This window comes from Hymenobacter gummosus, from assembly GCF_003970915.1.
GTDB classification, from domain to species: Bacteria; Bacteroidota; Bacteroidia; order Cytophagales; family Hymenobacteraceae; genus Solirubrum; species Solirubrum gummosum.
Genome location: NZ_RXOF01000020.1, coordinates 1 through 26,119, shown reverse-complemented (window position 1 = coordinate 26,119; position 26,119 = coordinate 1). Strand labels below are relative to the sequence as shown.

The 26,119-nt window shown below is 66.2% G+C and carries 24 protein-coding genes and 1 pseudogene; 14 read left to right on the top strand and 11 right to left on the bottom strand.

The window, feature by feature from the left end:
* Window positions 1–3: 3 nt before the first annotated feature.
* From folK to EJV47_RS25010, 3 genes are all read right to left on the bottom strand, one after another.
* Window positions 4–510, bottom strand: a complete 507-nt coding sequence (gene folK, locus EJV47_RS25020) for a 2-amino-4-hydroxy-6-hydroxymethyldihydropteridine diphosphokinase (RefSeq protein ID WP_126695956.1) — start codon at window positions 508–510, stop codon at window positions 4–6.
* 161 nt (window positions 511–671) lie between these two features.
* Window positions 672–1,544, bottom strand: a complete 873-nt coding sequence (locus EJV47_RS25015) for an alpha/beta hydrolase family protein (RefSeq protein ID WP_126695955.1) — start codon at window positions 1,542–1,544, stop codon at window positions 672–674.
* Between the two features lie 52 nt (window positions 1,545–1,596).
* Entirely contained in the window at window positions 1,597–2,469 is an 873-nt protein-coding gene (locus EJV47_RS25010) for a DUF3667 domain-containing protein (protein WP_126695954.1), read from the bottom strand.
* 115 nt (window positions 2,470–2,584) lie between these two features.
* Here EJV47_RS25010 and EJV47_RS25005 point away from each other — a divergent pair, with 115 nt between their 5' ends.
* Window positions 2,585–3,574, top strand: coding sequence for a polyprenyl synthetase family protein (locus EJV47_RS25005; protein WP_126695953.1), 990 nt, complete (start codon window positions 2,585–2,587; stop codon window positions 3,572–3,574).
* 237 nt (window positions 3,575–3,811) lie between these two features.
* On the opposite strand, the gene EJV47_RS25000 is transcribed toward EJV47_RS25005, so the two are convergent.
* Window positions 3,812–4,129: a hypothetical protein gene (locus tag EJV47_RS25000; protein ID WP_126695952.1), complete on the bottom strand. Its 318-nt coding sequence runs from the start codon at window positions 4,127–4,129 to the stop codon at window positions 3,812–3,814.
* A gap of 412 nt (window positions 4,130–4,541) precedes the next feature.
* Here EJV47_RS25000 and EJV47_RS24995 point away from each other — a divergent pair, with 412 nt between their 5' ends.
* Complete coding sequence (locus EJV47_RS24995) at window positions 4,542–5,891, top strand: cytochrome P450 (RefSeq protein ID WP_165903924.1); 1,350 nt, start codon at window positions 4,542–4,544, stop codon at window positions 5,889–5,891.
* A gap of 44 nt (window positions 5,892–5,935) precedes the next feature.
* On the opposite strand, the gene EJV47_RS24990 is transcribed toward EJV47_RS24995, so the two are convergent.
* The 3 genes from EJV47_RS24990 to EJV47_RS24980 all read right to left on the bottom strand — a co-directional run bounded on the left by EJV47_RS24990 (window position 5,936) and on the right by EJV47_RS24980 (window position 8,910).
* A complete protein-coding gene (locus EJV47_RS24990; protein ID WP_126695950.1) occupies window positions 5,936–7,060 on the bottom strand; it encodes an MBL fold metallo-hydrolase in 1,125 nt (374 codons plus the stop codon).
* Between the two features lie 106 nt (window positions 7,061–7,166).
* On the bottom strand, window positions 7,167–8,249 hold the full coding sequence (locus EJV47_RS24985) for an adenylate/guanylate cyclase domain-containing protein (protein WP_126695949.1): 1,083 nt from the start codon (window positions 8,247–8,249) through the stop codon (window positions 7,167–7,169).
* Between the two features lie 157 nt (window positions 8,250–8,406).
* On the bottom strand, window positions 8,407–8,910 hold the full coding sequence (locus EJV47_RS24980; protein ID WP_126695948.1) for a hypothetical protein: 504 nt from the start codon (window positions 8,908–8,910) through the stop codon (window positions 8,407–8,409).
* 272 nt (window positions 8,911–9,182) lie between these two features.
* Here EJV47_RS24980 and EJV47_RS24975 point away from each other — a divergent pair, with 272 nt between their 5' ends.
* From EJV47_RS24975 to EJV47_RS24965, 3 genes are all read left to right on the top strand, one after another.
* A complete protein-coding gene (locus EJV47_RS24975; RefSeq protein WP_126695947.1) occupies window positions 9,183–10,442 on the top strand; it encodes a hypothetical protein in 1,260 nt (419 codons plus the stop codon).
* A complete protein-coding gene (locus EJV47_RS24970; protein WP_126695946.1) occupies window positions 10,439–11,491 on the top strand; it encodes a hypothetical protein in 1,053 nt (350 codons plus the stop codon). The genes EJV47_RS24975 and EJV47_RS24970 overlap by 4 nt, the downstream gene beginning before the upstream one ends.
* 323 nt (window positions 11,492–11,814) lie before the next feature.
* On the top strand, window positions 11,815–12,378 hold the full coding sequence (locus EJV47_RS24965) for a GNAT family N-acetyltransferase (protein WP_126695945.1): 564 nt from the start codon (window positions 11,815–11,817) through the stop codon (window positions 12,376–12,378).
* Window positions 12,379–12,701: 323 nt separating this feature from the next.
* On the opposite strand, the gene EJV47_RS24960 is transcribed toward EJV47_RS24965, so the two are convergent.
* On the bottom strand, window positions 12,702–14,033 hold the full coding sequence (locus EJV47_RS24960) for a peroxiredoxin family protein (protein ID WP_126695944.1): 1,332 nt from the start codon (window positions 14,031–14,033) through the stop codon (window positions 12,702–12,704).
* Between the two features lie 184 nt (window positions 14,034–14,217).
* Between EJV47_RS24960 and EJV47_RS24955 the strand changes: the two genes are divergently transcribed.
* Window positions 14,218–16,512, top strand: coding sequence for an aconitate hydratase (locus EJV47_RS24955; protein ID WP_126695943.1), 2,295 nt, complete (start codon window positions 14,218–14,220; stop codon window positions 16,510–16,512).
* A gap of 82 nt (window positions 16,513–16,594) precedes the next feature.
* On the opposite strand, the gene EJV47_RS24950 is transcribed toward EJV47_RS24955, so the two are convergent.
* Window positions 16,595–17,002 carry a DoxX family protein gene (locus EJV47_RS24950; protein ID WP_126695942.1) on the bottom strand — a complete coding sequence of 136 codons (408 nt, stop codon included), beginning with the start codon at window positions 17,000–17,002 and terminating at the stop codon, window positions 16,595–16,597.
* Window positions 17,003–17,087: 85 nt separating this feature from the next.
* Here EJV47_RS24950 and EJV47_RS24945 point away from each other — a divergent pair, with 85 nt between their 5' ends.
* The 6 genes from EJV47_RS24945 to EJV47_RS24920 all read left to right on the top strand — a co-directional run bounded on the left by EJV47_RS24945 (window position 17,088) and on the right by EJV47_RS24920 (window position 21,616).
* The gene (locus tag EJV47_RS24945) at window positions 17,088–17,447 is read left to right on the top strand and encodes a winged helix-turn-helix transcriptional regulator (RefSeq protein WP_126695941.1); all 360 of its coding nucleotides are present in this window, start codon (window positions 17,088–17,090) and stop codon (window positions 17,445–17,447) included.
* A gap of 61 nt (window positions 17,448–17,508) precedes the next feature.
* Complete coding sequence (locus EJV47_RS24940; protein ID WP_126695940.1) at window positions 17,509–18,525, top strand: XAC2610-related protein; 1,017 nt, start codon at window positions 17,509–17,511, stop codon at window positions 18,523–18,525.
* A 4-nt stretch (window positions 18,526–18,529) separates the two neighbouring features.
* Window positions 18,530–19,456, top strand: a complete 927-nt coding sequence (locus EJV47_RS24935) for an ADP-ribosylglycohydrolase family protein (RefSeq protein WP_126695939.1) — start codon at window positions 18,530–18,532, stop codon at window positions 19,454–19,456.
* Window positions 19,453–20,460, top strand: a complete 1,008-nt coding sequence (locus EJV47_RS24930) for an ABC transporter ATP-binding protein (RefSeq protein ID WP_126695938.1) — start codon at window positions 19,453–19,455, stop codon at window positions 20,458–20,460. The genes EJV47_RS24935 and EJV47_RS24930 overlap by 4 nt, the downstream gene beginning before the upstream one ends.
* A gap of 102 nt (window positions 20,461–20,562) precedes the next feature.
* Entirely contained in the window at window positions 20,563–20,811 is a 249-nt protein-coding gene (locus EJV47_RS24925; protein WP_126695937.1) for a hypothetical protein, read from the top strand.
* A 127-nt stretch (window positions 20,812–20,938) separates the two neighbouring features.
* The gene (locus EJV47_RS24920) at window positions 20,939–21,616 is read left to right on the top strand and encodes a penicillin-insensitive murein endopeptidase (RefSeq protein WP_165903923.1); all 678 of its coding nucleotides are present in this window, start codon (window positions 20,939–20,941) and stop codon (window positions 21,614–21,616) included.
* Window positions 21,617–21,619: 3 nt separating this feature from the next.
* Here the strand turns inward: EJV47_RS24920 and EJV47_RS24915 are convergent, their stop codons facing one another.
* Window positions 21,620–22,033, bottom strand: a complete 414-nt coding sequence (locus tag EJV47_RS24915; RefSeq protein WP_207895997.1) for a hypothetical protein — start codon at window positions 22,031–22,033, stop codon at window positions 21,620–21,622.
* Between the two features lie 178 nt (window positions 22,034–22,211).
* Here EJV47_RS24915 and EJV47_RS24910 point away from each other — a divergent pair, with 178 nt between their 5' ends.
* Together EJV47_RS24910 and EJV47_RS24905 are read left to right on the top strand one after the other, a co-directional pair.
* Window positions 22,212–25,103 carry an MSEP-CTERM sorting domain-containing protein gene (locus EJV47_RS24910; RefSeq protein ID WP_126695935.1) on the top strand — a complete coding sequence of 964 codons (2,892 nt, stop codon included), beginning with the start codon at window positions 22,212–22,214 and terminating at the stop codon, window positions 25,101–25,103.
* Between the two features lie 21 nt (window positions 25,104–25,124).
* Window positions 25,125–25,754, top strand: a complete 630-nt coding sequence (locus EJV47_RS24905; RefSeq protein WP_126695934.1) for a hypothetical protein — start codon at window positions 25,125–25,127, stop codon at window positions 25,752–25,754.
* A 258-nt stretch (window positions 25,755–26,012) separates the two neighbouring features.
* Here EJV47_RS24905 and EJV47_RS29180 read toward each other — a convergent pair.
* A pseudogene (locus tag EJV47_RS29180) lies at window positions 26,013–26,119 on the bottom strand (IS982 family transposase); the annotation flags it as partial.

The following is a 26,119-nucleotide window of genomic DNA, read 5'->3' as shown; positions in this document are numbered from 1 at the left end:
CGGCTACAAATCCCCCAGCCAGGGCTCCACCGGCAGCTGATCGGGGCAGTCGGCCAGCAGCTCGGCTACGGGGCGGCGCAGCTGCGGGTGCAGCAGGGCGGGGGCAATGTCGGCCAGCGGAACCAGGGCGAAGCGGCGCTCCGGCAGGCGCGGGTGCGGCACGTGCAGGCGCTCGGTGTTGATAATCTGGTCGTCGTAGAGCAGGATGTCCACGTCGAGGGTGCGCGGGCCCCAGGGCTCCAGCCGCTCCCGGCCCAGGGCGGTTTCCACTTGCTGGCAGGCGTCGAGCAGCTGTTCGGGCGCGAGGTCGGTGCTGAGCTGCAGGGCCTGATTCAGAAAGGAATCCTGGTCTTCCTTGCCCCAGGCCGCCGTTTCATACACCCCCGATACGGCCACGATGCGGCCGGCTTTTTCGGCCAGAGCCAGCAGGGCGCGGTGCAGCGTCACCACCCGGTCGCCAAGATTGGAGCCGAGCAGCAGGTAGGCGGTATGGGCGTGGGGAGTCGGCATGGGAGGATTAGGGTAGGAGGGTGTGCGGGTAGGAGGGTGTGCGGGTAGGAGGGTAGGAGTTTAAAAAGGGAGGAAAGGTAAGGGCTGGGGCGAAAATCAGCGTGCCAGCACGTGCCACCGGCCAACAACTCTCATCCTCCTAGCCCCGCACCCGCTTACCCTCATACCCGCTCAAAAAACGCCGCCGTGCGCTCGGCTACGTCCTGGGCCAGCGGGGGCAGAGCAGTTTCGGCCCAGGGGTGGGCGCCGCCGAACATATGCCCCGCGCCGGGCAGAATTACCAGCTCGGCGTCGGGCTTGGCCTGTTGGAGCAGGTGCACCTTCTCTACGGCTAGCGTCTCGTCCTGGTCGCCGTGAATGAGCAGCAGGGGCTGGCGCAGGCGCAAGCGCAGGTTGTGCTGAATGTCGAGGCGGCGGCGGTTGCGGTGGTAGTCCTCCACAATCTGGAAGTACAGCGGCAGCTGCTGCTTGGTACGGGCGTTTTCGATGTGCACCACGCCGCTCTGCTGCCAGTGCTGCATCATGGCCTCGGGCCAGCCGGGGTTGACGTCGGTGATGGGCGCCCAGGCGGCCACGGCGCGCACGCGGGCGTCTTCGGCGGCCTTGAGCATCACCAGCCCCCCGCCTCGGCTGTGGCCGACGAGGAAAAGTCGCCCCAAATCCATTTCGGCGGCCGGCACCGGCGTCTGCCCGGGCCGCTGCAGCGCGTCGAGCAGGCAGCCGATGTCGTCCAGTTCGATGCTGAAGTTGTTGCGCCCGAAGGCGTCGAGGTCCTCCAAATCCCCCGTGCCGCCGATGACTACGCCGTTGTGCGAGAGGTTGAGCTTGACGAACACGAAGCCGCGCCGGGCGAAGAAGTCGGCCAGCAGGTTGAAGTGGCCCCAGTCCTTGAAGCCCTTGAAGCCGTGCACGAACACCACCACCGGCTTGGGGCGGCCGTCGGGCACGAAGCGGGCATCGGCGGCAAAGGCGCGGGCGTGGTGGCTGGGCGTGAGCTGAAAATCGAGGCGGGTGGAGGCGGGTGGAACGGGCATGACGCGGAAAATGGGCGGGTGCAACCTAATAACCGCGGCAGCGGCACCCGGGTTAGAGCAGCCAGTACGCGACCAGGAACAGCAGCAGGCGGTACACGTTGATGAGCAGCCAGAAAAAGCCGATGCCCACCGCCAAGCCGCGGGCGGCAGCCGCCACCGCCCCGCCCCCGTAGGTGCGCCGCAGCAGCAGGGCCGACCACACCGTGATACCCAGGGTGATAATCGTGGTGGCCACCAGGTCCCGGTTGCCGAAGCCCAGCGGCTGGCTGCTCAGCTGGTTAATCAGCCAGATAAGGGCCGTGCCGGGCGCAATCATCACCAGCTCCACCAGCAGAATCTGGCTGATGAGGTGCGTGGCCGTGACGACGTGCTCCAGGTAGTAGCGGCGCTGCCGCCAGAACAAGGCCGTCAGCAGCAGAGCCAGCAGCGGGATGAAAGCGAAAATCAGCGTCTTCGACAGCACATTGGCCGAGGCGTTGAACTGCTCGGCCAGCTGCGCCACGGTGGTGCCGCGCCGCTCGGCCAGGCCCTGCATGCGCCCGAAGGCCCAGCGGCCGTACCAGTTGTCGAGGTGGTAGTGCCAGGGCGTGTTGAAAATCTGCAGCTTCAGCTTGTGGGCCGCGAAGACGAACAGCAGGTTGACAATCAGAAACAGCTGCAGGGGTTTGGGCCAGGGCACCCGGCGGCCGGCCAGCACCTCGCGGGTCATCAGGCCGGGGCGGCGCAGCAGGCTCCAGGCACCCTTCACCACCTTCACGTCGAAGTGGGTGGCCGTGTCAATGGCGTGCTCCAGGAAATGGCCGAAGTGGTAGTCGTGGTGGTCGAGGCGCTTTTCGCCGCAGTGGTGGCAGTAGGGGCCCTGCAGCGCGGTGGCGCAGGCGGCGCCGACGTCGGTGGCGGCAGGGGCAGAAACGGCGGTTGACATAGCTCGGCGGGGAAATATCGGCAGGGGCTAAGCTACGCAGCCGGCGGCAGCAAACCCGCCCCAAAGTGCCGAAAACTGGCGCCGCGTGCGTATCATTGCGCGCCCCAACCGCCGCATGAAATATTCGCTGGACGATATACAGGCCCCGATAGCGGCCGAAATGCAGGAATTTGAAGTCAAATTCCGCCAGTCCATGCAAACGCGGGTCATGCTGCTGGACAAAATCATGGGCTACATCATCAAGCGCAAAGGCAAGCAGCTGCGCCCGATGTTTGTATTCCTGACGGCCCATGTGGCCAGCCCCGACCCCACGGCCCCGCTGCCCGAGCCCACCTTCCGCGGTGCGGCCCTCATCGAGTTGCTGCACACGGCCACGCTGGTGCACGACGACGTGGTGGACGAGAGCAACTACCGCCGCGGCTTCTTCTCCATCAATGCCCTGTGGAAGAACAAGATAGCTGTGCTGGTGGGCGACTACCTGCTGTCCCGCGGCCTGCAGCTGGCCCTGGAGCACGACGACTTCGACCTGCTGAAAATCGTGAACCGGGCCGTGCGTGAGCTGAGCGAGGGGGAGCTGCTGCAAATCGAAAAAGCCCGCCGCCTCGACATCACCGAGGACGTGTACTTCGACATCATTCGCCAGAAAACGGCTTCGCTCATTGCCTCCTGCACGGCCGTGGGCGCCTCCTCGGTGGGGGCCAGCAAGGAAGCCGTGGAGCGCGCCCGCCTGTTCGGCGAGAAGGTGGGCATGGCTTTTCAGATCAAGGACGACCTGTTTGACTTCGGCACGGCCGAAATTGGCAAGCCGGTCGGCATCGACATTAAGGAGAAAAAGATGACCCTGCCGCTGATTTACGCCCTGCAGCAGGCTTCCTGGTTGCAGAAGCGCCGCGTCATCTTCAACGTGCAGAACAACGACGGCCGCGCCGACCGCGTGCAGGCCGTCATCGAGTTCGTAAAAAAGTCCGGCGGGCTGGACTACGCCATTGCGCGCATGAAGCAGTTCCGCGACGAGGCCCTGGCCATCCTGCACACCTTCCCCGCCTCGCCCGCCCGCGTCTCGCTGGAACAGCTCATCGACTACACCATCGAGCGGGAGAAGTAAATCACGGATTCGGACGGATTTTTCGGATTCCACGGATTTTAGCTTCGCTGACCTTCGGTTGTAGTCGATTGTTCACTACACGAAACAGCCCGGTCACACGTGACTGGGCTATCTGCTTTTATAGCTTCTCTGGTTGTTCCTAAAGAAAAGAGCCGAAGCGGTTGGCTTCGGCTCTGCAAGCGTCTACAAAATCCGCGAACCGAAGGAAGGCGTAGCCAAATTCGAAAAATCCGTGATTTAGTGCTTCTCCTCGGCCGGCGGAATCTGGTAGCTCACGCTGCCGGGTGCCACTTCCGATACGTCGAAGGTGACGCCGTCGAAGGTGCTCTTGATGGTAATTTCGTGCGTCATGTCGCAGCCGGGGCACTTCACTTCTTCCGTCTCGAACTGCCCGTCGTCCTCGGTGGAGTTGGCCAGGTGGTCGGGGGCCGGAATGCCGATAAGGTCGGTGAAGACTTCGGTGTGGCACTGGTTGCACTCGAATTTCAGGCCCACGGTGTGGCCTTGCAGTTCGGAAAGGGCGGCGGGCTCGTTAGCTTTTTGCTGAATCCACATAGGGAAGGCGGTTTGGTTGGGGGAAATGAGGTCGGGAACTAAGCCGTAGCGGCCCCAACTGGGCCGTACAGGAAATTACTACGCAGGAATCACGGATTGGTGCGGATTGGTGCGGATTTTTCGGATTTGGCTACGCCTTCCTTCGGTTCGCGGATTTTAGCTTCGCTGACCTTTGGTTGTAGTCGATTATATTCTGGACGACGTGGTGCCACGACTCTTAATGTCGTGGCACCACTACATTTACACCGCCCCGTTTGAAAGGTTAAAAGTTGCCGCCTGCCAAAAAAAGTGGTGCCACGGCTTAAAGCCGTAGCACCACGTCGCCCGGACGATAATCGACTACAACCAAAGGTCAGCGAAGCTAAAATCCGTGAAATCCGAAAAATCCGCAGAAATCCGTGATTTGCCCCGCGTGCCACGGCTGCGCTCCTTCCGCAACTCCTGGGCTCTGGCCGCCAACCCCATCCCCGTCATTACCGATTACCTCGACCAGTTTGGCGACACCGTGGGGCTGTATTTGGGCGGCGTGCGGCCCACCTTGCTCACCCGCGACCCGGGCCTGATTCAGCACGTTCTGCAGAAAAATCACCGCAACTACCCCAAGTCGGAGCTGACCCGCGGGGTGGCGCGCTACCTGGGCCACGGCCTGCTCACCTCCGAGGGCAGCTACTGGCTGCAGCAGCGCCGCCTGATTCAGCCCGGCTTCCACCGCCAGCGCATTGCGGCCCTCACCGAGCTCATGCTCGACGTCATCGACGAGTGTCTGGCGCCGGTGCTCGACGCGGCCGGCAAGCAGGGCGGGGTGGCGCAAGTGGCCGTGCACGAGCTGATGACGGCCACGGCCTTCCGCATCATTGCCCGCTCGGTGTTCAGCAGCAGCATGACGGAGGCCGAGCTGCAGCAGATGGCCCGGCTGCTCACCGAACTGCAGGGCTTCTACGTGCGCACCCTGCGCCAGCCTTACCTGCGCCCCTGGCTGGGCGTCACGGGCCAGTACCGCCTCCACGACGGGCTGGCCGCCGAGCTGCGCCAGCTGATTCGGGGCTACATCCAGCGGCGCAAGCAGGAGCAGCAAGCCGACCCCGGCTTCGCCAAGGACGATTTGCTGCAGATGCTGCTCGACGCCCGCTACGAGGACTCCGGCGAGGCCATGACCGACGAGCAGGTGCTCGACGAAGCGGCCATCCTGCTGGTGGCCGGCCACGAAACCGCCGCCAATGCCCTTTCGTGGCTGTGGCTGCTGTTGGCCCGCCACCCCGAGGAAGCCGCCAAGGTGCGCGCCGAAATGCAGCGGGTGCTCGGCAGCCGCCGCCCCAGCTTCACCGATTTGCCCCAGCTGCCTTATTCCATGCAGGTGGTCCAGGAAACCATGCGCCTGTATCCGCCCGTGTGGATAGTGGACCGCCAGGCCGCCGAGGACGACGAGTACAACGGCCTGCCTCTGCCCAAGGGCACGCTGATTTCGGCCTACCTCTACGGCGTGCACCACCTGCCCCGGCTCTGGCCCGAGCCCGAGGCCTTCTGCCCCGCCCGCTTCGGCAAAGACCAGCCCGCCCCGCCCACTTACGCCTACCTGCCCTTCGGCGGCGGCCCGCGCCTGTGCATCGGCAATCAGTTTGCCCTCACCGAAATGCAGCTGGTGCTGCTGGAAGTGCTGCGCCGCTTCGAGGTGGAGTGGCAGGAGCAGCCTCCCATCCAGATGCGCCCCCTCATTACCCTACGCCCCCGCGCTGAAATCAACCTGCGCTTCCGCGCCCGGTAGCCCGGCAGCTCCCCGCCGCAGCCGAGGAGGGGAGCTGGCCGCCTTTACTGCCACCAGCGCAGCTGCGGCAGCGGGTAGCCCAGCGTCACGGGCTGGCCCAGCTCGGGCGTGGTGATGGGCAACTGCCGGCGCTGGGCCTCGGCCCAGGCGCGCGTCACGGGCTCGTTCCAGGCGTGGTGGGCTTCGGTGAAGGCGCCCCAGTGCACCGGCATGTAGGTGCGGGCCCGCACATCGAGGGCGGCCTGCACGCTCTGCTCGGGCATCATGTGAATCTGGCTCCAGTTCTGGTCGTACTGCCCGCACTCCATCAGGGCCAGGTCGAAGGGGCCGTACTTCTGGCCTATTGCCTGAAAATGCGGCCCGTAGCCCCCGTCGCCGCTGTAGAACACGCGCCGGGTGGCCGTCTTCATCACCCACGACGACCACGAGGTGGAATTACGGTTGGTGAGACCCCGGCCCGAGAAGTGCCGGGCCGGCTGGCTGACCACCGTCAGGCCGCCGGGCAGCTGCAGGGAGTCGTTCCAATCCAGCTCATGAATCTTGCCCTCGGCCACGCCCCAGCGGCGCAGGTGCGCCCCCACGCCCAGCGGCACCACGAAATGGGCTGTCTTGTCCTTGATGCGGCGGATGGTCTGGTAGTCGAGGTGGTCGTAGTGGTCGTGGGAGATGAGCACGGCCGCAATGCGCGGCAGCTGCTCGGGCGCAATGGCCACCATCGGGTTGTAGCGCTTGGGCGTCACCCAGGAAAGCGGGCCCATATCCACGCTCAGCATGGGGTCGAGCAGCAGGTTCTGGCCGGCCAGCTCCACCAGGCTGGCCGAGTGGCCAAACCAGGTTACGCGCACGGTTTCGGCGGTTTTGCGGGCCAGTCCGAGCGAATCGAGCGGGTGCAGGGGCAGCGGCGCGTCGGGCTCGGCGTGGGGCGTCTTGCTGAAGATGAAGCGCCAGAGCACGCCCAGGGTGCTGCCCCCGGTCATCGTTTCGGTGGGTACCAGGTTCTTGAACTCGCCGTCCTGGTAGTGGCCCGAGCGGGCGTAGCGGGCTTTGTCGGCCTTGGTGTGCTTGCCGCCCAGCTCCGGGCTCAGGTTGGCGAAGGCCACGCCGGCCAGCAGCAAGAGCAGGAGCAGGCTGCCGATAATCCGGCCGGCGGTTTTCAAGGGTTTGCGCATGCAGCGAAGAGTAATAAGGCTTCGGTACTTGGTAGTCGGGCAGAAGCCGCGGATACTTTAAATGCCGGGGCCGGATTTTAGTTTGGGCCGCAGCCGGCGGCAGGTATCAGAGTACGTGCAGGTACTCCTGCACGTCCAGCAGCTCGGTGGTGCCGGCCTTGCCGCGCAGCAGCTGCCCGCCCTGGGGCGTAAACTGAAACTCCGGCTGCGGCCCCAGCTGCTGGCGCAGCGCCTCCGAAATCAGAAACCAGCTGCCCAAAGCGTTGCACTGGGCCTGAATGCGGGCCGTGGTGTTGAGCACGTCGCCGTGGTACACCAGCTCGCGGTGCGCCGTGCCCACCAGCACCGTCGTCACCAAGCCGCCGTGGGCGCCGGCCTTGAAGCGCGGCACCGTGCCGTACTGGCGCTGGTAGTAGTCCTGCCGCTCGTTGATGGCCCGCTGCATCTCGAAAAAGCAGTGCAGGCAGTTGGCGTAGCGCAGGCCCGTGGCCGCTTCCCAGGTCACCACCACCTCGTCGCCCACGTACTGGTACACCTCGCCGCGGGTGGCCGTTATGGCCGGGCTCACGTCGCGGAAAAAGTCGCGCACCAAGCGGCTGTAGGCCTCGTTGCCCAGGGCCTCGGCCAGCCGGGTGGAGTCCTTCAAATCGACGAACAGGAAGATGCGGTCCTCCGTCTCAGGCTGTTGGTAGCGGCCGCCCAGCAGCTGCTGCAGGCGCCGGCGGCTCATGCCCTGCAGCAGCTGCCGCATCAGCGAGGTCACAAACACGGCCAGCAGGTAAATGATGGGTACCAGCAGCAGGTGGCGCAGCGGGCCGGCCGTGCTCGGGGCCGGCTCCGACCACAGCTGCGGCAGCCCCAGCCAGCGGGCCACCAGCCGAAACCCGCCGTAGAGCAGCCCCAGCAGCAACAGGTGCCCCAGCCCCTGCAGCAGCTTGGCCAGCTGTAGCGGATACCGCTGCACCAGCCACGGAAACACCACCACTTGCAGCAAGCCCAGCAGGTAGCCGATGGGCAGACCCACGGCCGCCAGCGGCAGCAGGGCGCGGTTGGGCACCCACAGCAGCAGGGCCATGGCCAGCAGCACCGTCACGAACAGCCCGCCGGTGGTGCCGATGGTTTGCAGCTGGTGGCGCCGGGCGGCCCAGAAGCGGGCCGAGCGGGCAGCGGAAGCGTTGAGGTAGGGCATAGGCGGCAGGGCAGGCGCAGGGGCCGCAGCCACCGCGCCAGATTTATCAGTCGGGATGATACGCGAAATACTTTACTGCGCTGCCACCTAACGCAAAACCGCCCCGGCCGACGAATCGACCGGGGCGGTGGGGGAGGGGAAAAGCGGAATCAGCGGCTTAGCTGCGGCCCTGGCGGAAGTCGCCGCGCCGCTCCGGCCCGCGCTGGCCGCGGCGCTGCTCCATCTGCTTGAGGCGCTCCTGGCGCTTGGCTTCCAGCTGGGCGTACTGCTTTTTGCTGAGCACGTCTTTGAGCTGCTTGTCGGTGCGCTCGTGAATCTGCTTGGCCTGGGCCAAGCGCTGGCTGCGGTCGGCGCCCTGCTGGCGGCCGCGCAGGCTCTGCATCTGCTGCTGCTGCTCCTGGAAGATCTTGGCTACTTTCTCCTGCTGCTTTTTGCTCAGGTCCAGCTCCTTGGCCATGCGGTCGAGGCGCTGCTGCTGGCGCTGGGCCTGGTCGCGCCCGTCGCGCTTGTGGGCCTGGTCCTTACGGCCCCGGCCGTCGTCCTGGCGCAGCTCGCGGCGGTCCTTGTCTTTATCCTTACCGAAATCGGCGGCGAAGCTGTCGGCGGCAAACGAAGCGCCGAGGCCGAGGATGAGAGCGAGGCTGAAGAGTTGCTTTTTCATGGGTGAAAATGGGTTGGGAAGTTGAAGTCAGGGTTGGTTATCAGGATGCTGCATCCTTGCCAGCTCATTTGCAAGCCTGGTGCCGAAGTGTCGCCCGGCCCGGCCGTTTCTCTGGCACTGCCCCCAAAAACCCGACGAACCGCCCCGTTTTATCGGCCATCCGCCGCCCGCGTCCGTAGCGCCGTTGGCCAATCCGGTGCGTTTTCGCGGCGGCGGTTGCAGACTGGCCCGGCAGCGTCTAAGTTGAGGCCGCATTCAGCCCCTTATCCTTCGTGCAATCCTCGTCCATGTTTTTGCTGCGGCGCTGCGGCCTGGTCGTGCTCGGCGCGGCCAGCCTGAGCGCCTGCCAGCCCGCCGATAATGGGAGTGGGCCGCCCAGCCCCGGCTGGCCCACGCCGCCCCGGCCCCTCATGCCACCCCCACCATCGCCGCCGCCGCCAGTAGAAGCGGAGTGGCCGGATACGCCCGGCGATACGCTGCTGCACCAGCACAACGGCTTCTACCTCTGGCTGGCGTACTGGCAGGACTCCGCGAAGCTATTCCGGCAGCTGCCCGCCCTGCCGCCGGCCCCCGCCGGCTTTCGCGTCAGCGGCATCAGCTCCGCCGCCGGCTACGAGCCGCTGCCCCGGCACCTGCGCCTGTCCGGCGGCCTGCTGGTCGATATCTACCACCACGAGTACCTGGAGCTGGGGCTGCTGGACCCCGAGTTTGGCGCGCCCGACCCGCTGCCCCGGGGCCTCTGCGGCAACGAAGAAGGCTACTATGTCAACAGCTGGCGCTACCGCCGGCAGGCGCTGGAATTTCCCCGGCTGCGCACCGCCGCCGGCCCGCTCACGGCCCTCAACCGGGCCCTGCAAACCCGCTACGAGCTGGTAACCCCCAACCGGGACTTGGGCGAATTGACCGACCGCGAAGCGGGCCAGCCCATCCTGCCCTTCGAGCTGAGTGCGGCCGCGCTGGCCCGCCGGCCCTGGCACCGCGAAGTAGACTCCAGCGAAGCGGCGGCGCACCCCGAGATGTGGCGCGCCACTTACCGCCTGCTCGATACCACCGACCGCTACCAACACTACCCCGTTGCCATCAGCGCGGTGGAGCTGGGCCCCGGCCGCCGCCTGCTGAGCCTCGATGATTACTATGACAACGACTACGAAGACGCATTGCGCACCAGCTACTACGAGGACCTGGCGGCCAGCAGCCCGGCCTACTATGCCCTGCAAACCGGCCGCCGCGTACGCTACGCCGACCTGTTTGTGCCCGCCCTAAGCCAGGACCTCTGGCGGGCCATGTGGGCGCCGCTGCGGCGGGAGCGGCAGCGCCACCAGGTGCCCCCGCTCGATTCGGCTGCCACCCAGGACCTGCGCCGGCAGTTGGCCGAGCCGGCGTACTGGGCCTTTACGCGCCGGGGGCTGCACGCGCATTACCTCGGGGCCGAGCACGAGTACGAAGACGCCCGCTACCGCCACGCCCGCCGCTACCAGGACGGCTTCACCGTGCTGATTCCCTACGCCCGCCTGCGCCCCTACCTCCGATGAGCCCGCCCACCTTCCCGCGGCGCCGCTGCTGGTACGCGGCCGCGCTGCCCCTGCTGATTCTGCTGCTGGGCGCCTGCCAGTACACGCCCGGTGCCCTGCCCGGCCCCGCCGTGGTCGTGCTCAGCGACTCGCTGCCCGGCCCCGTGCCCGCACCCGTGGCCCTGCGCCCCGATACCGTGCGGCCCCACGAGCCCGCGCTGTACCTCTACCTGCAGCCCGGCGCCGATACCGTCCGCGTGCCCTGGCTGCGCCGGCTCACCCGGCTGCCTACCGGCGGCTGGCAGGTCGATTTCGACCGCGCCGGCCGGCTGGCGGGCCGGCCCCTACGCTACGTGGAGGCCCGGCGGGTGGCCATCAGCCCCGGCCGCCGGCCCGGCCGCTGGACGGCCCAGCTGCTGGCCCTGACCTACCCGCAGCTGCCGCCCGACCTCGGGGCCCAGGGCCTCAACGAGCGGCTGCGCGAGGAGTATTACACCAAGCACCAGGCGGCGCTCTACCTCTGGTTTGAGCCCCAGCCGGCCTACGACGCCCTGCCGCTGCCCGCCCGGCGCCGCCTCACCGATACCGTGCTGCTCTACCGCCGCCGCCCGGTGCGGCTGGGGCTGCTGCGCCCGCCCGGTTACCGCCGCTTCCTGCTCACCGTCCACCACGAGCTGCAAACCTGCCCCGAAGCCCGCTCCAGCTACGACACCGATTTCTACGACGGGCCCGGCGGGCAGTACCGGCTGTCGGAAGCCGAGCTGTTTCGGCCCGCCCTGCAGCGGCTGCTGGCCCGGGCAGTGCTGCAGCTGGTGCAGGATACCCGGCGCCGCCGGCACCTGCCGCGGCTGCTGCCCGCTCAGCGCGCCGAGTTTCGCCGCCGGTTCGACATGTACCAGGGCATGAGCTTCACGCCCCAGGGCTTGCGCCTGGTCTACGAAGCCCCGCTCCAGCCCGTCTCCGACCCCGCCCAGGACCCCCTCGGCGCCCTGCTGCCCGCCGACTGCCGCCCGCTGGTGCTGCTGCTGCCCTACCGTATTCTCACGCCTTACCTGCGCCCCGAGTCCTGAGCACCCAGGCGCCTGCCGCTAACAAGCTGTGCAGGAATCGAGAAGCTAGTGCTACAGGCTAAGGCTGGTTCCCCGCCCCAGCTGATTCCGCGCATCAAGTGGCGTGGGGCTAGGGGCGGTTGAAAAACCAGAGCTAGAAATTACTACCTGCCATCAGCACGCGAGCTGTCTCGCGGGGCTCGACATGACGTTCTGATTTCTTCGTTCTAATGGCAGGGCAACCACCCCTAGCCCCGCCTCAGCTGAGGCGGGGAACCAGCCTGTAGCCCCGACTTCTGCCCCGAAATGCTACTCCGCCACTTGAGTTTGCATACTTTGCCGCCATGCAGCTCCTCAGCCTGGGCCCCCTCGCGCCCGCCGCCATTCCCCAGCTCGAAACTCCCGACCTCCTGTTGCGCGCCCCGCGCCCCTCTGATCTGCCCGCCGCCGCCGCTATGCACCAGGACCCGGCCTTTTACCGCTACCTCGGCAACAACCCCAACGACGAGGAAACCGTGTGGCGGCGTATGCTCTCCCACATGGGCCACTGGACCATGCTGGGCTACGGCTCCTGGGCCATCGAGGAAAAAGCCACCGGCCGCTTCATCGGCACCACCGGCTTCTTCGACGTGCAGCGCGACCTGACCCCGTCTATTAAGGGGGTACCCGAAGCCGGCTGGGTGCTGGCCCCCGACGTGCACGGCCGCGGCTACGCCAGCCAGGCCGTGGGCGCCGCCCTGCGCTGGGCCGATGAGCACCTGCCCAGTCCCCGCACCGCCTGCATCATCGACCCCGACAACGCCGCTTCCCTGCGCCTGGCCCACAAGTTCGGCTACCACGAATTCGCCCGCTCCCCCTACCACGGCGACGAAATCGTGCTGCTGGAGCGCCCAAGGGGCGGCCGGTAACCGGTAGCACCGGCAGTCATTGCGAGCAAAGCGCGGCAACCGCAGGAAGGCGTAGCCAATCCTTCCTCCAGTAGCACTGCCGCCACAATGACCACCAACCAAAAACAGCCCCGCCAGAAACTGCAGCAGCCAGGTTTCGGGCGGGGCCTCACGTTTAGTCAGGCCGTTGTATAGGACCGATTGCCGCACCTACCGCGTCGCCCTAAAAAACAAAAGGCCCGCTTTCGTCAGAAAGCGGGCCTGTACGTCCGGTCGAAGCACGAATCGTCCGGCTCCCCCTATCCAAAAAGGAGAGGGGGATGGGGGGTGAGGCGCCCAAGGGCTTACTCCGCCAGCAGCTGGTCGATGGTCTTGGTGAAGTCGGCCTTTTCCTGCTCGTAGTACTTGCCGGTGCCGGGGCCCGAGAAGCCGGTGTGTACCTTGCGCACCTCGCCCTTCTTGTCCAGGAAGATGGTTGTCGGGAAGGCCAGCACGCCGGACAGCTGGGGCAGGGCTTTGCTGGCCGAGTCCTTGTTGGCCACGCCTGCCACGGCAATGTCGTAGCCGATGTTCATGCGCTGCTTCATCTTCAGCAGCTTCTCGGCGGCCTTGCGCTGGTCGGGCGTGCGCTCAAAGCCCAGGCCGATGATTTCCACCCCGCGCTGCTTGTTCTGCTCGTACCAGGGCGCCAGGAAGTTCGTCTCGTCCATGCAGTTGGGGCACCAGGAGCCCAGCACCTGCACCACCACCACCTTGCCCTTGTACTTGAGGTCGGTGGGGGAGATGCTGCCGCCCTCGTAGATGTTCGGAAACAGGAAGTCCAGCCGCTTCTGCCCCGGTTTCAGGCCCGTCAGGCTATTAGCGTCGGGCAGCTTGGCGTTGGGGTTGCGCGTGGCAGTCCAGGTTTCGTGGCCTGACTTGCCGCTGTAGAAATGGCCTTTCAGCGTACCGTCACGATTTTGTTCAGCCGTGAACAAAAAGCCGTGGCTGCCATCAAAGGTCGACAACCGAAGTTCACAGCCACTGATACCGCCAGCTAGATACCGATAGTCGCCGGTAGTGGTCAGGAATGTGCCCGTTACTTTTCGGCCCGTCTCTCTGCTTGATGTCTCTTTGAAAACGCCCACGGCCGGGTAAGTCTCGCCGTCGTCACCTTTAAAAGTAACATCCCAGGTACCGTCAACTTTCGGTGCTTCTGCGCAAACGCTGAGGGTGCCAGAAGCCGGCAATTCACCCGTTCTAGCTTCCTGTTTCTGGGCCGAAAACGCCACCCGGTACGGCTCCTTCGCGTCGTACTTCACCCAGGCGCCCTTGAGCTTGTCGGCCCCGTCGGCCCGCACCACCAGCGCCGCGTCGAACACGCCCAGGCGGATGGTAGTGGAGTCGCCGGCCGTGGTTATTTCGTCCAGCTTCAGCCGCTCCTCGCCGTTGCGCAGGGTCACGGTGGGCTTGCCGCCGTCGGTAGCCACGTCGAAGAGGAACGGTATTTCCTGACCCTGGGCCGATAGCACGCCGCGCCAGGTGCCGGCCGTCAGGGCCGGGCCCGCGGCGGCCTCGGGGCCGCCTTCCGAGGCGGTGGCGTTTTTGTCACCGCCTGAGTTGCAGGCCGTCAGCAGCGTAGTGAGCAGGGCCGCGCTGCCCAGCAGCCGGCGGCCCGAAACGAATCGAAAAGTCATCTGTTACTAAGGAAGATGGGCGCAAAAAGACCCGAAAAAGTACAGTCCGTTGCCGACCCCAATGGTCGAACCCGCGTACAACTCCGCGGCGAATATAAAGTTTGCCGGCCGGTGAGGCGGGGCCTATATTTGCGCCTTAGCCATTCTAGGCTTGGTTTTGTCACCCTTTTCCCGCTGATATCCCATGGCGTTTGACCTGGAAATGATCAAGACCGTGTACAACGGTCTGGGCGAGCGAGTTGAAGCTGCCCGCCGCGTGGTGGGCCGCCCCCTCACGCTGGCCGAAAAAATCCTATACGCCCACCTCTACAACGGCGCGACCGACAAGGCGTTCGAGCGCGGCGTTTCCTACGTTGACTTCGCTCCCGACCGCGTGGCCATGCAGGACGCCACCGCCCAGATGGCCCTGCTGCAGTTCATGCAGGCCGGCAAAGCCAAGGTTTCGGTGCCCTCCACCGTGCACTGCGACCACCTGATTCAGGCCAAAGAAGGCGCCGAAGAGGACTTGGCCATTGCCAACTCCGAAAACAAGGAAGTGTACGACTTCCTCGCCTCGGTTTCCAATAAGTACGGAATCGGCTTCTGGAAGCCCGGCGCCGGCATCATCCACCAGGTGGTGCTCGAAAACTACGCCTTCCCCGGCGGCATGATGATCGGCACCGACTCGCACACGCCCAACGCCGGCGGCCTCGGCATGCTGGCCATCGGCGTCGGTGGTGCCGATGCCGTGGACGTAATGGCCGGTATGGCCTGGGAGCTGAAATTCCCGAAACTCATCGGCGTAAAGCTGACCGGCAAGCTGTCGGGCTGGGCTTCGCCGAAAGACGTGATTCTGAAAGTCGCCGGCATCCTGACGGTGAAAGGCGGCACCGGCGCCATCGTCGAGTACTTCGGCGAGGGTTCCGAAAACATGTCGTGCACCGGTAAGGCGACCATCTGCAACATGGGCGCCGAAATCGGGGCTACCACCTCGGTTTTCGCCTTCGACCAGTCGATGGTGGAGTACCTCTCGGGCACCGGCCGCCAGGACATTGCCGAAGCCGCCAACGCCGTGGCCGACCACCTGCGCCCCGACCCCGAAGTGTACGCCGACCCGGCCAGCTTCTACGACCAGCTGATCGAAATCAACCTGTCGGAGCTGGAGCCGCACGTCAACGGCCCCTTCACCCCGGACGCCGCCTGGCCGATTTCGCAGTTTGCTGCGGCCGTTAAAGAGCACGGCTGGCCCGAGAAACTGGAAGTAGGCCTGATCGGCTCGTGCACCAACTCCTCGTACGAGGACATCACCCGCGCCGCTTCGGTAGCCGAGCAAGCCGTGTCGAAAGGCCTGGCCGTCAACGCGGAGTTCACCGTAACTCCGGGTTCGGAACTGGTGCGCTACACCGTGCAGCGCGACGGTCTGCTCGACACGTTTGCCCAGATGGGCGGCGTGGTGCTGGCCAACGCCTGCGGGCCGTGCATCGGCCAGTGGGCCCGCCACACCGACGACCCCAAGCGTCGCAACTCCATCATCACCTCGTTCAACCGCAACTTCGCCAAGCGCAACGACGGCAACCCGAACACCCACGCCTTCGTGGCCTCGCCCGAAATCGTGACGGCCTTTGCCATTGCCGGCGACCTGACCTTCAACCCGCTGACCGACACCCTGACCAACAAGGAAGGCCAGCAGGTGAAGCTCGACGAGCCGCGCGGCCTGGAAATGCCCCCGCAGGGCTACGCCGTGGAAGATGCCGGCTACCAGGCGCCCGCCGAAAACGGCTCGGGCGTGCAGGTAATCGTGGACCCGAACTCCGACCGCCTGGAGCTGCTGGAGCCCTTCAAACCCTGGGAAGGCACCGACCTCAGCGGTCTGCGCCTGCTCATCAAAGCCCAGGGCAAGTGCACCACCGACCACATTTCGATGGCCGGCCCCTGGCTGAAGTACCGCGGCCACCTCGACAACATCTCGAACAACATGCTGATCGGCGCCATCAACGCCTTCAACGGCGAAGCCAACAGCGTGCGGGATTTTGTAACGCAGGGCGACGGCTACAACGCCGTGCCGCAGGTAGCGCGTAACTACAAGTCCATGGGCATCGGCACCATCGTGGTGGGCGATGAAAACTACGGCGAAGGCTCCTCGCGGGAGCACGCCGCCATGGAGCCCCGCCACCTGGGCGTGCGCGCCATCCTGGTGAAGTCGTTTGCGCGTATCCACGAGACGAACCTGAAAAAGCAGGGCATGCTGGCCCTGACCTTCGCCAACAAGGCCGACTACGACCTGATCGAGGAGGGTGACACCATCGACATCATCGGCCTGACCAGCTTCGCCCCCGGCAAGCCCCTGCAGATTCGCCTGCACCACGCCGACGGCGACACGGACCTCATCACGGTGAACCACACCTACAACGAGGGCCAGATCGAGTGGTTCAAAGCCGGCTCGGCGCTAAACCTGATCCGCCAGCAGCAGGCCCAGGGCAGCAACCTGTCGCAGAAGTAATTCTGATGCCGCTAGGCTGAACGAGAAACCGGCCGCTTCCTGCAGGGGAGGCGGCCGGTTTCTCGTTCAGCCTAGCGGCGCATCAGTTTTGCCGGCCGAGCGGCGCCTTGCCCCGGCCCCAGAACACGAATAAGACCAGGGCCAGCAGGGCGAAGTTGAACGGCGTATTGGTCTGCTCCCCGCGCATGAGGTGGAACGTAATAGCCGCGGCCTGCAGGGCCGCGCAGCCCAGCGCCGCCAGCCGCGTGAGCGGTTGCGGGCGAATGCGCAGCAGGGCTGGCCCCACCAGGCCCAGGCCGCCGAGCAAATCGGCGGCGGCGGTGAGCGGCACCAGGCCGGGCTGCTCACCGGCCCAGGGCCAGAGGGCGGCCAGCTCGCGAATGGGGGTGAAAAGCTTGAACAGCCCCGTGCCGACGAATAGCAGGGCCAGCAGCGTCTGCACCAGCCAGAGCAAAACATTCAACGTGCGGGTGGGTTGGGGAGAAGTCATGCGGCGAAGGGATGAGTGAGTGGACGCCGGCAAAGCTCCCGGTTTTCGCCTTCGTCCCGAACGCCATTACCTGCACGTAAGCGCCATGCTCCTGACCGACGGCACCACCAAGCAACTCCACTGCCTCGCGCAGGTGCAGCCCATCCGCGACGCGCTGGAGGTGGTCGGGGGCAAGTGGAAGGTGCTGGTGCTGACCTCCATCATGCAGGGCAGCCGGCGCTTCCGGGAAATTGAAACGAGTATTCCCAAGCTCAACCCCAAGGTGCTGGCCAAGGAGCTGAAGGACCTGGAGGAACACCAGCTCATCCGCCGCACGGTGTACGAAGACGACTACCCGGTGCGCATCGAGTACACGGCCACGGAGTACGCCTACACCCTGAAACAGGTGATGCTGGAGCTGCACGCCTGGGGCGAAAATCACCGACGGAAGGTATTTGGCAAGTAGCAGGCCGGGGATTGCGGTTACCTTTGCCGCCGGAGGGCGTTTCCGGCGCCTCGCTATAGCTATGCCCCGTTGCTTGTTATTGCTGCTGTTTCTGCTGGGTGGCTTCACGGCCCGGGCCCAGCAGGAGTTTACCATCGATGATTTTTCGTCGGATTATGTTGCCCGCATTCACGTCGACACCCTGTTTAGGGGCTGGGTAGGCGTGTACGACCAAAAGACGAAGCGGCAACTAGTGCGGGTAGCGTCAGCGGATTTGAGCGAAGGACTGGACGGCAATCTGCTGGGCTCCTCCGGGGCGCGCCTCCCGTACGCTGAGCAACACGTGCTCATCAGCGGGGACTTCAACTTCGATGGCCGCCCGGACCTGGCCATTCAGGAGGGACGCAACAGCTGCCACCTCAATCCGTCATTCAAGGTGTACCTCGCAACGCCGGCTGGCTTCGCGCACAGCGAGGAATTCTCCTACCTGGCGCAAGCCTACTGCGGCATGTTTGGGGTAGATGCGGAGCGCCAGCGGCTCAGCGTGCAGCAGATGGGGCACTGGGGGCAGGAATCGGTGGAGTTTAGCGTCCGGGACAACAAGCCATTTCGCATAAGCAGCTCCAGGGAAGACCAGTCGCAATATCCCTTTGTGCGCTACAGCCAGGAAGAATGGAACGGCAGCCGCTTGGTGTCGCGGGCGTGGCGGGAGTTGGAACTCGGCCCCGGGGAGGCAATCTGCGCGTTTCCACTGGTCGAGAGCGGCAAGCGGGTTGTCCTCTTCGTCCTCGATTCCCGGGTGCTGTGCTACGCGTTGCTGCGCAGGGACGACAGCGTGGAATTCAACTACCCCACCTTACTGGCCGAAGAGGCGCCGCCTTTCACGCTGCACCAAACCGGCTCTGGGCTGAGCCTGCGCTTCCAGAATGGCGCGGCCCGGTACGAAATCCGCGAAACGCCCGCCGGGCAGCTGACCGTAACGGCCCGCTTCGGCGCCAAAACCCGGCAGTTGACCGGAGCGGCGACCCGGAAAACGGGCAGCCTGCGCCCCTTGCTGACGATGCAGCTGGACAACCTGACCCTGCCGCCACCGCAGTAGCCCGATGCACCCCACCCACCGCCTCCACCTGGCCCACCAGTCCCTGCGCGGGCTGGCCCTGGGCGACGCATTCGGCGACAGTTTCTTCGGCGACGAGGACGCGGTGCTCCGGGCCATTGCCGCCCGCCGGGTGCCCGCCGCCACGCGCTGGGAGTTTACCGACGACACCGTCATGGCCATTGCCGTGGTCGACGTGCTGGCCCGCTACGGCCGCATCGAGCCGGACGCGTTGGCCCGGCGCTTCGCTGAGAATTACCACCTCGACCCCCGCCGCGGCTACGGGGCCACGGCCCACCGCGTGCTGCGCGAAATCGGGGAGGGGCGGCCCTGGCGCGAAGTGTCGGCCGCCGTGTTCGACGGCCAGGGCTCCATGGGCAACGGTGCGGCCATGCGCGCTGCGCCCATCGGCGCCTACTTCCACGACGACGCAGCCCGCCTGATCGAGCAGGCCACCTTGTCGGCCGAGGTGACGCACCTGAACGCGGAAGGCGTGGCCGGGGCGGTGGCCGTGGCCCTGGCGGCCGGGCTGGCCGTGCGGCTGGGGCAGGCGGGCGAAGTGCTGCGCGGCGAGGAGTTTATCGACGGGGTGTACCAGCAGCTGCCCGGTGGCACCGACACCAAGGCCAAAATCGGTAAGGCCCGCAGCCTGCCCGGCAGCTACCGCGTGGCCACGGCGGCCGCGGTGCTCGGCAACGGCTCCCGGCTGCTGGCCCAGGACACGGTGCCCTTCGCCCTCTGGGTTATTGCCCACCGGCTCGACAACTTTGCGGCGGCGCTGTGGACGGCCGTGGCCGCGCTGGGCGACCGGGACACCATCGGGGCCATTGTGGGCAGCGTGGTGAGCCTGCGCGCCGACGCCGCCACCGTGCCCGCCGACTGGCAGCAGGCCGTTGAATCCGTAGATGAAAGCTCCTTTTGGGGCCGCGTATGAAAAAACAACCATCGGCCCCGCCGGCCCCGCTGCTCGACGTGCGCCGCGTCAGCTTCCAGGAAGCCGGTATTTTCGGGCTGCACGACGTGAGCTTCACCCAGCAACCCCGGCAGAAGCTGGCCCTGGCCGGCGAAACCGGCGCCGGTAAAAGCACCCTGCTGCAAATCGTGGCCGGGCTGGCCGCGCCCAGCACCGGCGAAGTGTACTTCGAGGGCGAGCGGGTGGAGGACCCCCACGAGCAGCTGATTCCGGGCCACCCGGGCATTGCCTACCTCTCGCAGCAGTTCGAGCTGCCCAAGTTTCTGCGGGTGGAGCAGGTGCTGCGCTACGCCGACAAGCTGGGCGCGGACGAGGCGCGCGAATTGTACGAGCTGTGCCGGATCGACCACCTGCTACAGCGCAAAACCAACCAGCTCTCGGGCGGGGAGCGGCAGCGCACGGCCCTGGCCCGCCTGCTGCTCGGCGCCCCGCGCCTGCTGCTGCTCGACGAGCCGTTCTCGAACCTCGACAGCGCCCACAAGCAGACGCTGAAAGCCGTGCTGCGCGACGTGGGTGAGCAGCTGGACCTGAGCTGCCTGCTCGTCTCGCACGACGCGCACGATACCCTCTCCTGGGCCGATGAAATTCTGGTATTGCAGCAGGGCCGGCTCGTGCAGCGCGGCACGCCCGAGCAGGTGTACCGCCAGCCCGAAAGCGAGTACGTAGCCGCCCTCTTTGGCGACTACAACCTGCTGAGCGGGGCCGCCGCCCGGGCCCTGGGCCCGCTGGCCGACGTGCGGCCCGGCCGCAAAAAGCTGCTCATCCGGCCCGAGAACCTGCACCTGGTAGAAGCCGGCCAGGGGCTGGCGGGCACGGTGGCGGCCGTGACGTTTTTTGGCAGCTACTCCGAGCTGCGGGTGCAGCTGGCCGGGGGGGCGGTGACCGTCAGGACCACCGCCCGTCACCTGGCCCCCGGGGCCGTGGTACACCTGCATCTGAGCGCGGAGGACGCCTGGCGAATCTGAGGCTGGTGGCCCATCGGGCCCAACTCCGCCGGCCGGGCGGCGTAGAGCAGAAGACGCCGCGGCCACGGTGCGCCGCGGTTTCGCCCTTATTTCCTCCCAGCCATGCTCCCCGACCAGGAACAACCCGACCAGAACACCCCCAACGAAGCCGCCGAAGCCCAGGGCCGCCGCGAAGACCCGCAGCAGGCCCCGGACGTAGCCAACACCGCCGCCCCCGACGGCGCGCAGCCCACCGTCACCCAGGGCAACATGGGTGACGGCAGCGGCCAGCGCGGCGGCTACGGCGACAGTGACCAGACCAACGGCATGGAAGGCGCCTCCGACAAGCCCAGCTCGGAAGCGGCCGAGTAAACAACCTGCTGCTGCAAAGCACAAACGGACCGCCCAACCGGCGGTCCGTTTGTATATGTTTGGACGTATGATTTATCGTTTCCCGTCGCGCCGTCGACGTTTATTCGCCTGCTTATTTCTATTTTTTGTGCTGGTCCTCAGCTCCTACCCGCAGGTCACGCACCGCAACCAGGGCGAAAGCCAGGCCGTGGGCGACTACGGCCGGGGCCGGCTGGTCAACGGCTACCTGCTGCCGCGGCGCGGGCCCAACTTCCGCTGCTACAGCTGGCTGAGCTACTACGTGCTGGGCCGCGAGTACGTGCACTCCCGCGTGTACCACACCGTGCTCGACGCCTACCAGGAAATGGCCCGGCAGTACCCGCAGCGGCAGTTTGTGTACATGGAAACCGGGCGCAAGCGCGGCGGCCGGCCCTGGCCCCACCGCACCCACCAGATCGGGCTGAGCGTGGACTTCATGAGTCCGCTGCGCACGGCGGGCGGCGCCCCCAAGTACTACGAAGGCCTGGGTTTCGCGCGCTACCTGCTCAATTTCGACGGGCAGGGCCGGGCCCGGCTCAACCGCGAAGTCAGCATCGACTTCGACGTGCTGGCCGCCCACGTGCTGGTGCTCGACCGGCAGGCCCGGCGCCACGGCCTGCGCGTGAGCAAGGTTATCTTCAACACCGGCCTCAAGGACGAGCTGTTCGCCACCAAATCGGGCCAGAAGCTTAAGGCCGCCGGCATCTACTTCGCCCAGCAGCTCACGCCCACGCTCAACCGCCTGCACGACGACCATTACCACGTGGATTTCGCGCCGCTGCCGTAGGCCTTACAGCGTGGCTACCTGTTCGGTGCGGTTTTCGCGCGGCTTCTGCCAGAAGTAGTAGTAGGCCAGCACCAGCAGCCCCAGCGTAAACGGTATCATGGCCAGGTGCTTGCCCGTGACGCCGCGCCACACCAGCACCTCGTCGAAGCCGAAAAACTCGCTGATCATCCAGTAGGAGTTGGCTGAAATCCAGAAGATGATGGCCAGGTTGTGGGCCAGCTCGGCGGCCAGGTGCCGGGTGCGCCAGGCAATAACCACGGCAATGGACAAGGTGGGCACCACCATCGTCAGGCCCAGGGGCTTCCAGATCATGCACCAGCCCACGTCCTTGAGCAGCCAGAACACGATGTGCAGGTTTTCCATGCGGCGGAAGGACGCCGGAATGGCGTAAATCGGGTCGTTGGCAGCGGGTTGCATCGGCAGTGGAGTAGGAGAGGAGGCCAAAGGTAAAAGGCCCGCGGGCACGTGGCGAAGCCTGCGCCCGTCCCGGCAGTGGATATTTTTCGACGATACTTTGAATTGCAAAGCTCTTTGGTATATGTTTGCCCCGATTTAGTCGTTGAGCTGTTCCCTCAACTTTTTCATCCTCGTTCCGATGCGCGGTCTGCTTAATCCGAAGTGGTTATTCCTGCTGAACTCCCTGCCCCTGGCGGTGCTGCTCCTGCTGCTGGGCGGGGAGTTTAGCGTCATTCAGTCGTTGCTGCCGGCCGAGAGCCGGCTGATGTGGCGCTGGCTCACCGGGGCCCTGCTCACGTTGGCCGCCCTGCCCGCCGGCTACGCCGCCTGGTGCCTGTGGCGGCGCCAGCCCCTGCACCGGCTCTACGGCCTGCTGATGCTGCTACTGAGCGTAGGCTTCATGTTCGTGTACTTCAGTAGCATGGTCGGCAAGCTGTTTCCGCCGGCGGTGCCCCGCTGGATGGTGGGCAGCGAAACCAGCCTGTACGCCTTCACCTTCCTAATGCCCACGGCCGTGCACGCGCTGCTGGTGCTGGTGGTGTACTCCGTGCCGCCCGACCGGCCAGCGCGGGCCCTGCCCAGCTTCGGCCTGGCGCTGGCCGTGCCCCTGGTGTTTTTCCTGGGCGGGCAGCTGCTGTCGTTGCTGCCGGGCGGTTTCTGGGACTTACTAGAATCCGCGCTGCCGAACCGCTACCACAACTGGGTGGCAGCGGCCATGGCGGCGCTGGCCATGGTGGCCGGGCCGCTGACTTTCCTCTTCTTTCTGGCGCGGGGGCTGTTCATCGTCGTCAGCCAGCGGGCCGGGGGGTGGCAGCAGCATGAGCTGATCTGGAAAATCCTCATTGCCGGGGTGCTGCCGCTGCTGGGCCTGGCCGTCAACAGTGGCCTGCTGTTCGGCAAGTACAGCTCGGACGGGCAGGGCATCTTCGGCGACTTCAGCAGCCCCTGGTTTTACGGCCTGGCCGCGCTGAACTGCCTGCTGCTCTGCCTGCCCACGCCGGCCGGGCGCTGGCCGCGGCTGGGCCTGCTGGCCGCCCGCAGCGCCCTGCTGGCCTACACGCTGTACTTCTTCGTGGTGTTTCTGCCCTGGCTGCCGCTGTCGGTGCTGGCCATCATCCTTATCGGCACCGGCTTCCTGATGCTGGCGCCCACGCTGCTGTTCGTGGTGCACCTGCACCAGCTCAGCGAAGATTTGGCGGGGCTGCGCGGGCTGTTTGCGCGGCCCGTTCTCACGGCGGCCGTGGTGGGCGGCCTGCTGGTGCTGCCCCTGGGCCTGACTGCCACTTACCTGCACTACCGCGGCACCCTGCACGAGGCCCTGGCCTACGTGTACGCCCCCGACTACGCCCGCCGCTACCAGCTCGACGCGGCTGCGCTGGGCAGCACGCTGCAGATGGTGCAGTACCACAAAACCCGCAACCGGGATTTGCTCGGCAGCGGGCAGCCCTACCTCTCGCGCTACTTCACCTGGCTGGTGCTCGACAACCTCACCCTGGCCGAAGACAAGCTCAGCCGCCTGCAGCAGATTTTCGCCGACGCCCCGCCGCCCGCGGACTACGACCGGCCGGCCTCTACCGACGGACTGGCCGCGGTCATGGGCGCCCGGCCGTTGCACCCACGCCTGACGCGCCTGGACCACCGCAGCCGGTACGACGCCCGGCAGGCCGCCTGGGTGAGCTGGGTGGATCTGGAAGTGATGGGCACTAACGGGGCCAGCCAGGAATACGCCACCGAGTTCAGCTTGCCGCCGGGCTGCTGGGTGCAGGATTATTACCTCGACATCGAGGGGCGGCGGGAGCACGGCATCCTGGCCGAGAAAAAGGCCGCCGCCTGGGTGTTTGCCCAGATTCAGAACGAAAACCGCGACCCGGGCATCCTGCACTACCTCGCGGGCCGGCGCCTGGGGCTACGCGTGTTTCCGGTGGCGCCGGGCCAGGTGCGCCGCACCGGCATCCGCTTCGTGCACCAGGAGCCGGTGCAGCTCAGCTTCGACGGGCGGCCCGTGCGGCTGGGCGACTCGCTGCAGCACCCGGCCCCGGCCGAAACGGCCACCCCGAACCGCGAAGTGGTGTACCTGAGCCGCGCCGCCAAGCAGGCCCTGCCCCGGTTGCAGCGCCGGCCCTACTACCACTTCCTGCTCGACGCCTCGGCCGGCCAGCAAACCCACCGGGCCGACATGATCCGGGCCGTGCAAACCCAGCTGCAGCAGCCCCTGGCCGCCCCGCCGCGCTTCACGTTGGTCAACGCCTACGCCCGCACCCTGCCCGCCGGCGCCGACTGGCAGCAGGCCCTGCGCGCGGCGCCGGCCGAGGGCGGCTGCTACGCCGCCGGGGCCATCCGCCAGCTGCTGACCCAGCAGCAGCTGCGCCCCGCCGATACCTATCCGGTGCTGGTGCTCGTCAGCACCGCTACCGGCCGACCCGTGCTCGATACCGACTTTGCCGACCTGGCCGCCGCCTACCCCGAAAGCCCCGCCTACTACGTGCTGACGCCCGCCGGCCTCGAAGCCCGCTCCCTGGCCGAGAAATCCGAGCAGGCCTGGGTCGAAGCCTCCGCGCCCGGCGCCCCGGCCCCGGTGCGGGCCTGGCCCGCGGCCGCCCGTCCCCGCGCCTACCTGCCCGACGACGCGCAGCCCGCCGTGGTGCTGGCCCAGCCCCACGTCACCTTCCCCGTCGACGCGCCCAAAACCTGGGCCTCCGGCCTGCTGCTGGCCGGCTACGACCAGGAGCTGGCCCTGCACCCGGCCCAGGCCGAAGCCACCCGCCTGGCCGCCATCCAGGCCAGCTTCGAGTCGGGCGTCATGACGCCGCTGACCTCCTACCTCTCGCTGGAAAACGAGGCCCAGAAAGCCGCCCTGCGCCGCAAGCAGGCCGAAGTGCTGCAGGCCAACGCCGCCCTCGACGCGGGCGAAGACACCCCGCCCTCGGCCGTGCCCATCGACGGCGGCGCCACGCTGCTGCTGGCCGCCGGCGGGGCGCTGGCCCTGCGGCAGCTGCGGCGGCGCGGGCCGGCCCGGAAGCAAGGTGTCTGATTGTGCGTTCTGATTGACCCCGTGGAAGTTCTGCTGATTGCCTTCCTGATACTTACGCTGTACGTCGGCCTCATTTGGGTCACTGCCCGCGTGCTGCCAGCTGCCGAGGCCAGTCGGCAATGGCTGGCAGGGGCTTACTGGAGCAGCACTGCCTTTGTACTGGTATGCTGGCTGGCGTACGTGTTATTCGGCTGGGTGCTGCAATTTCCGACCTTGTTTATAACCGCATTTATCAGCAGCGGCGTGCTGGCCGGCGTGCGAAGCCGGTTGGATTGGGTGCCCGCGCGCCACAGCGGCTGGATGGCTTTGCACTGCTGGGGCTGCCTGCCGGTGGCGCTGGGGTTGTGGTGGGCACTTGCCATCCGGTATGAGCCCGTATACCGCGACGGCAGCGTGGCCGTGGAAGTCAGCAAGGATTTCACCCTAAGCGACGAGGAAACCTGGACGCTCACTTTCCACCAAAACAGGACGGCCTTGTTTGAGGTCGAAACCGGGCGGGCTCGCGTAGCGGTGTACGACCAGCAGGTGTACTGGCAACCCGAGTGGTGGCGCGAGGTGTACCGCATAAGCCTCGATCCGGGGGCCGGCAGAGCTACCCTGCACCGGTGCTGCGGCAAGACCGAAATGACCATCAGCTACCACGCTCAGTAAACCAGGAAACCTAAGTTGCGGAAAGATGTTAGGGTTAGTTCCCCTGCTCAGATGATTCCGCGCATCAAGCGGCGTGGGGCTAGGGGTGGTTGAACAGCTAGAATTAGGAAGCTAGAAGCTAACTGACGTTCCAGAACAGCATCAACCACCCCCAGCCCCACGCCGCTTGATGCGCGGAATCATCTGAGGAGGGGAGTTAACCCTAGCTGCTAGCCTTGGCCGGCTTTGTAACTTGGCTTAGCAAACCCAAGTTGCGGGTTACAGTCCGAAGCGGTCGATTGCGTGTACAAAGACGAAGAGGCCGATTTTAAGGGCGAAGCCGGCGGCCGTGGTGGCGTGGATCTTCTTGGGGAAGCGCTCAGTCA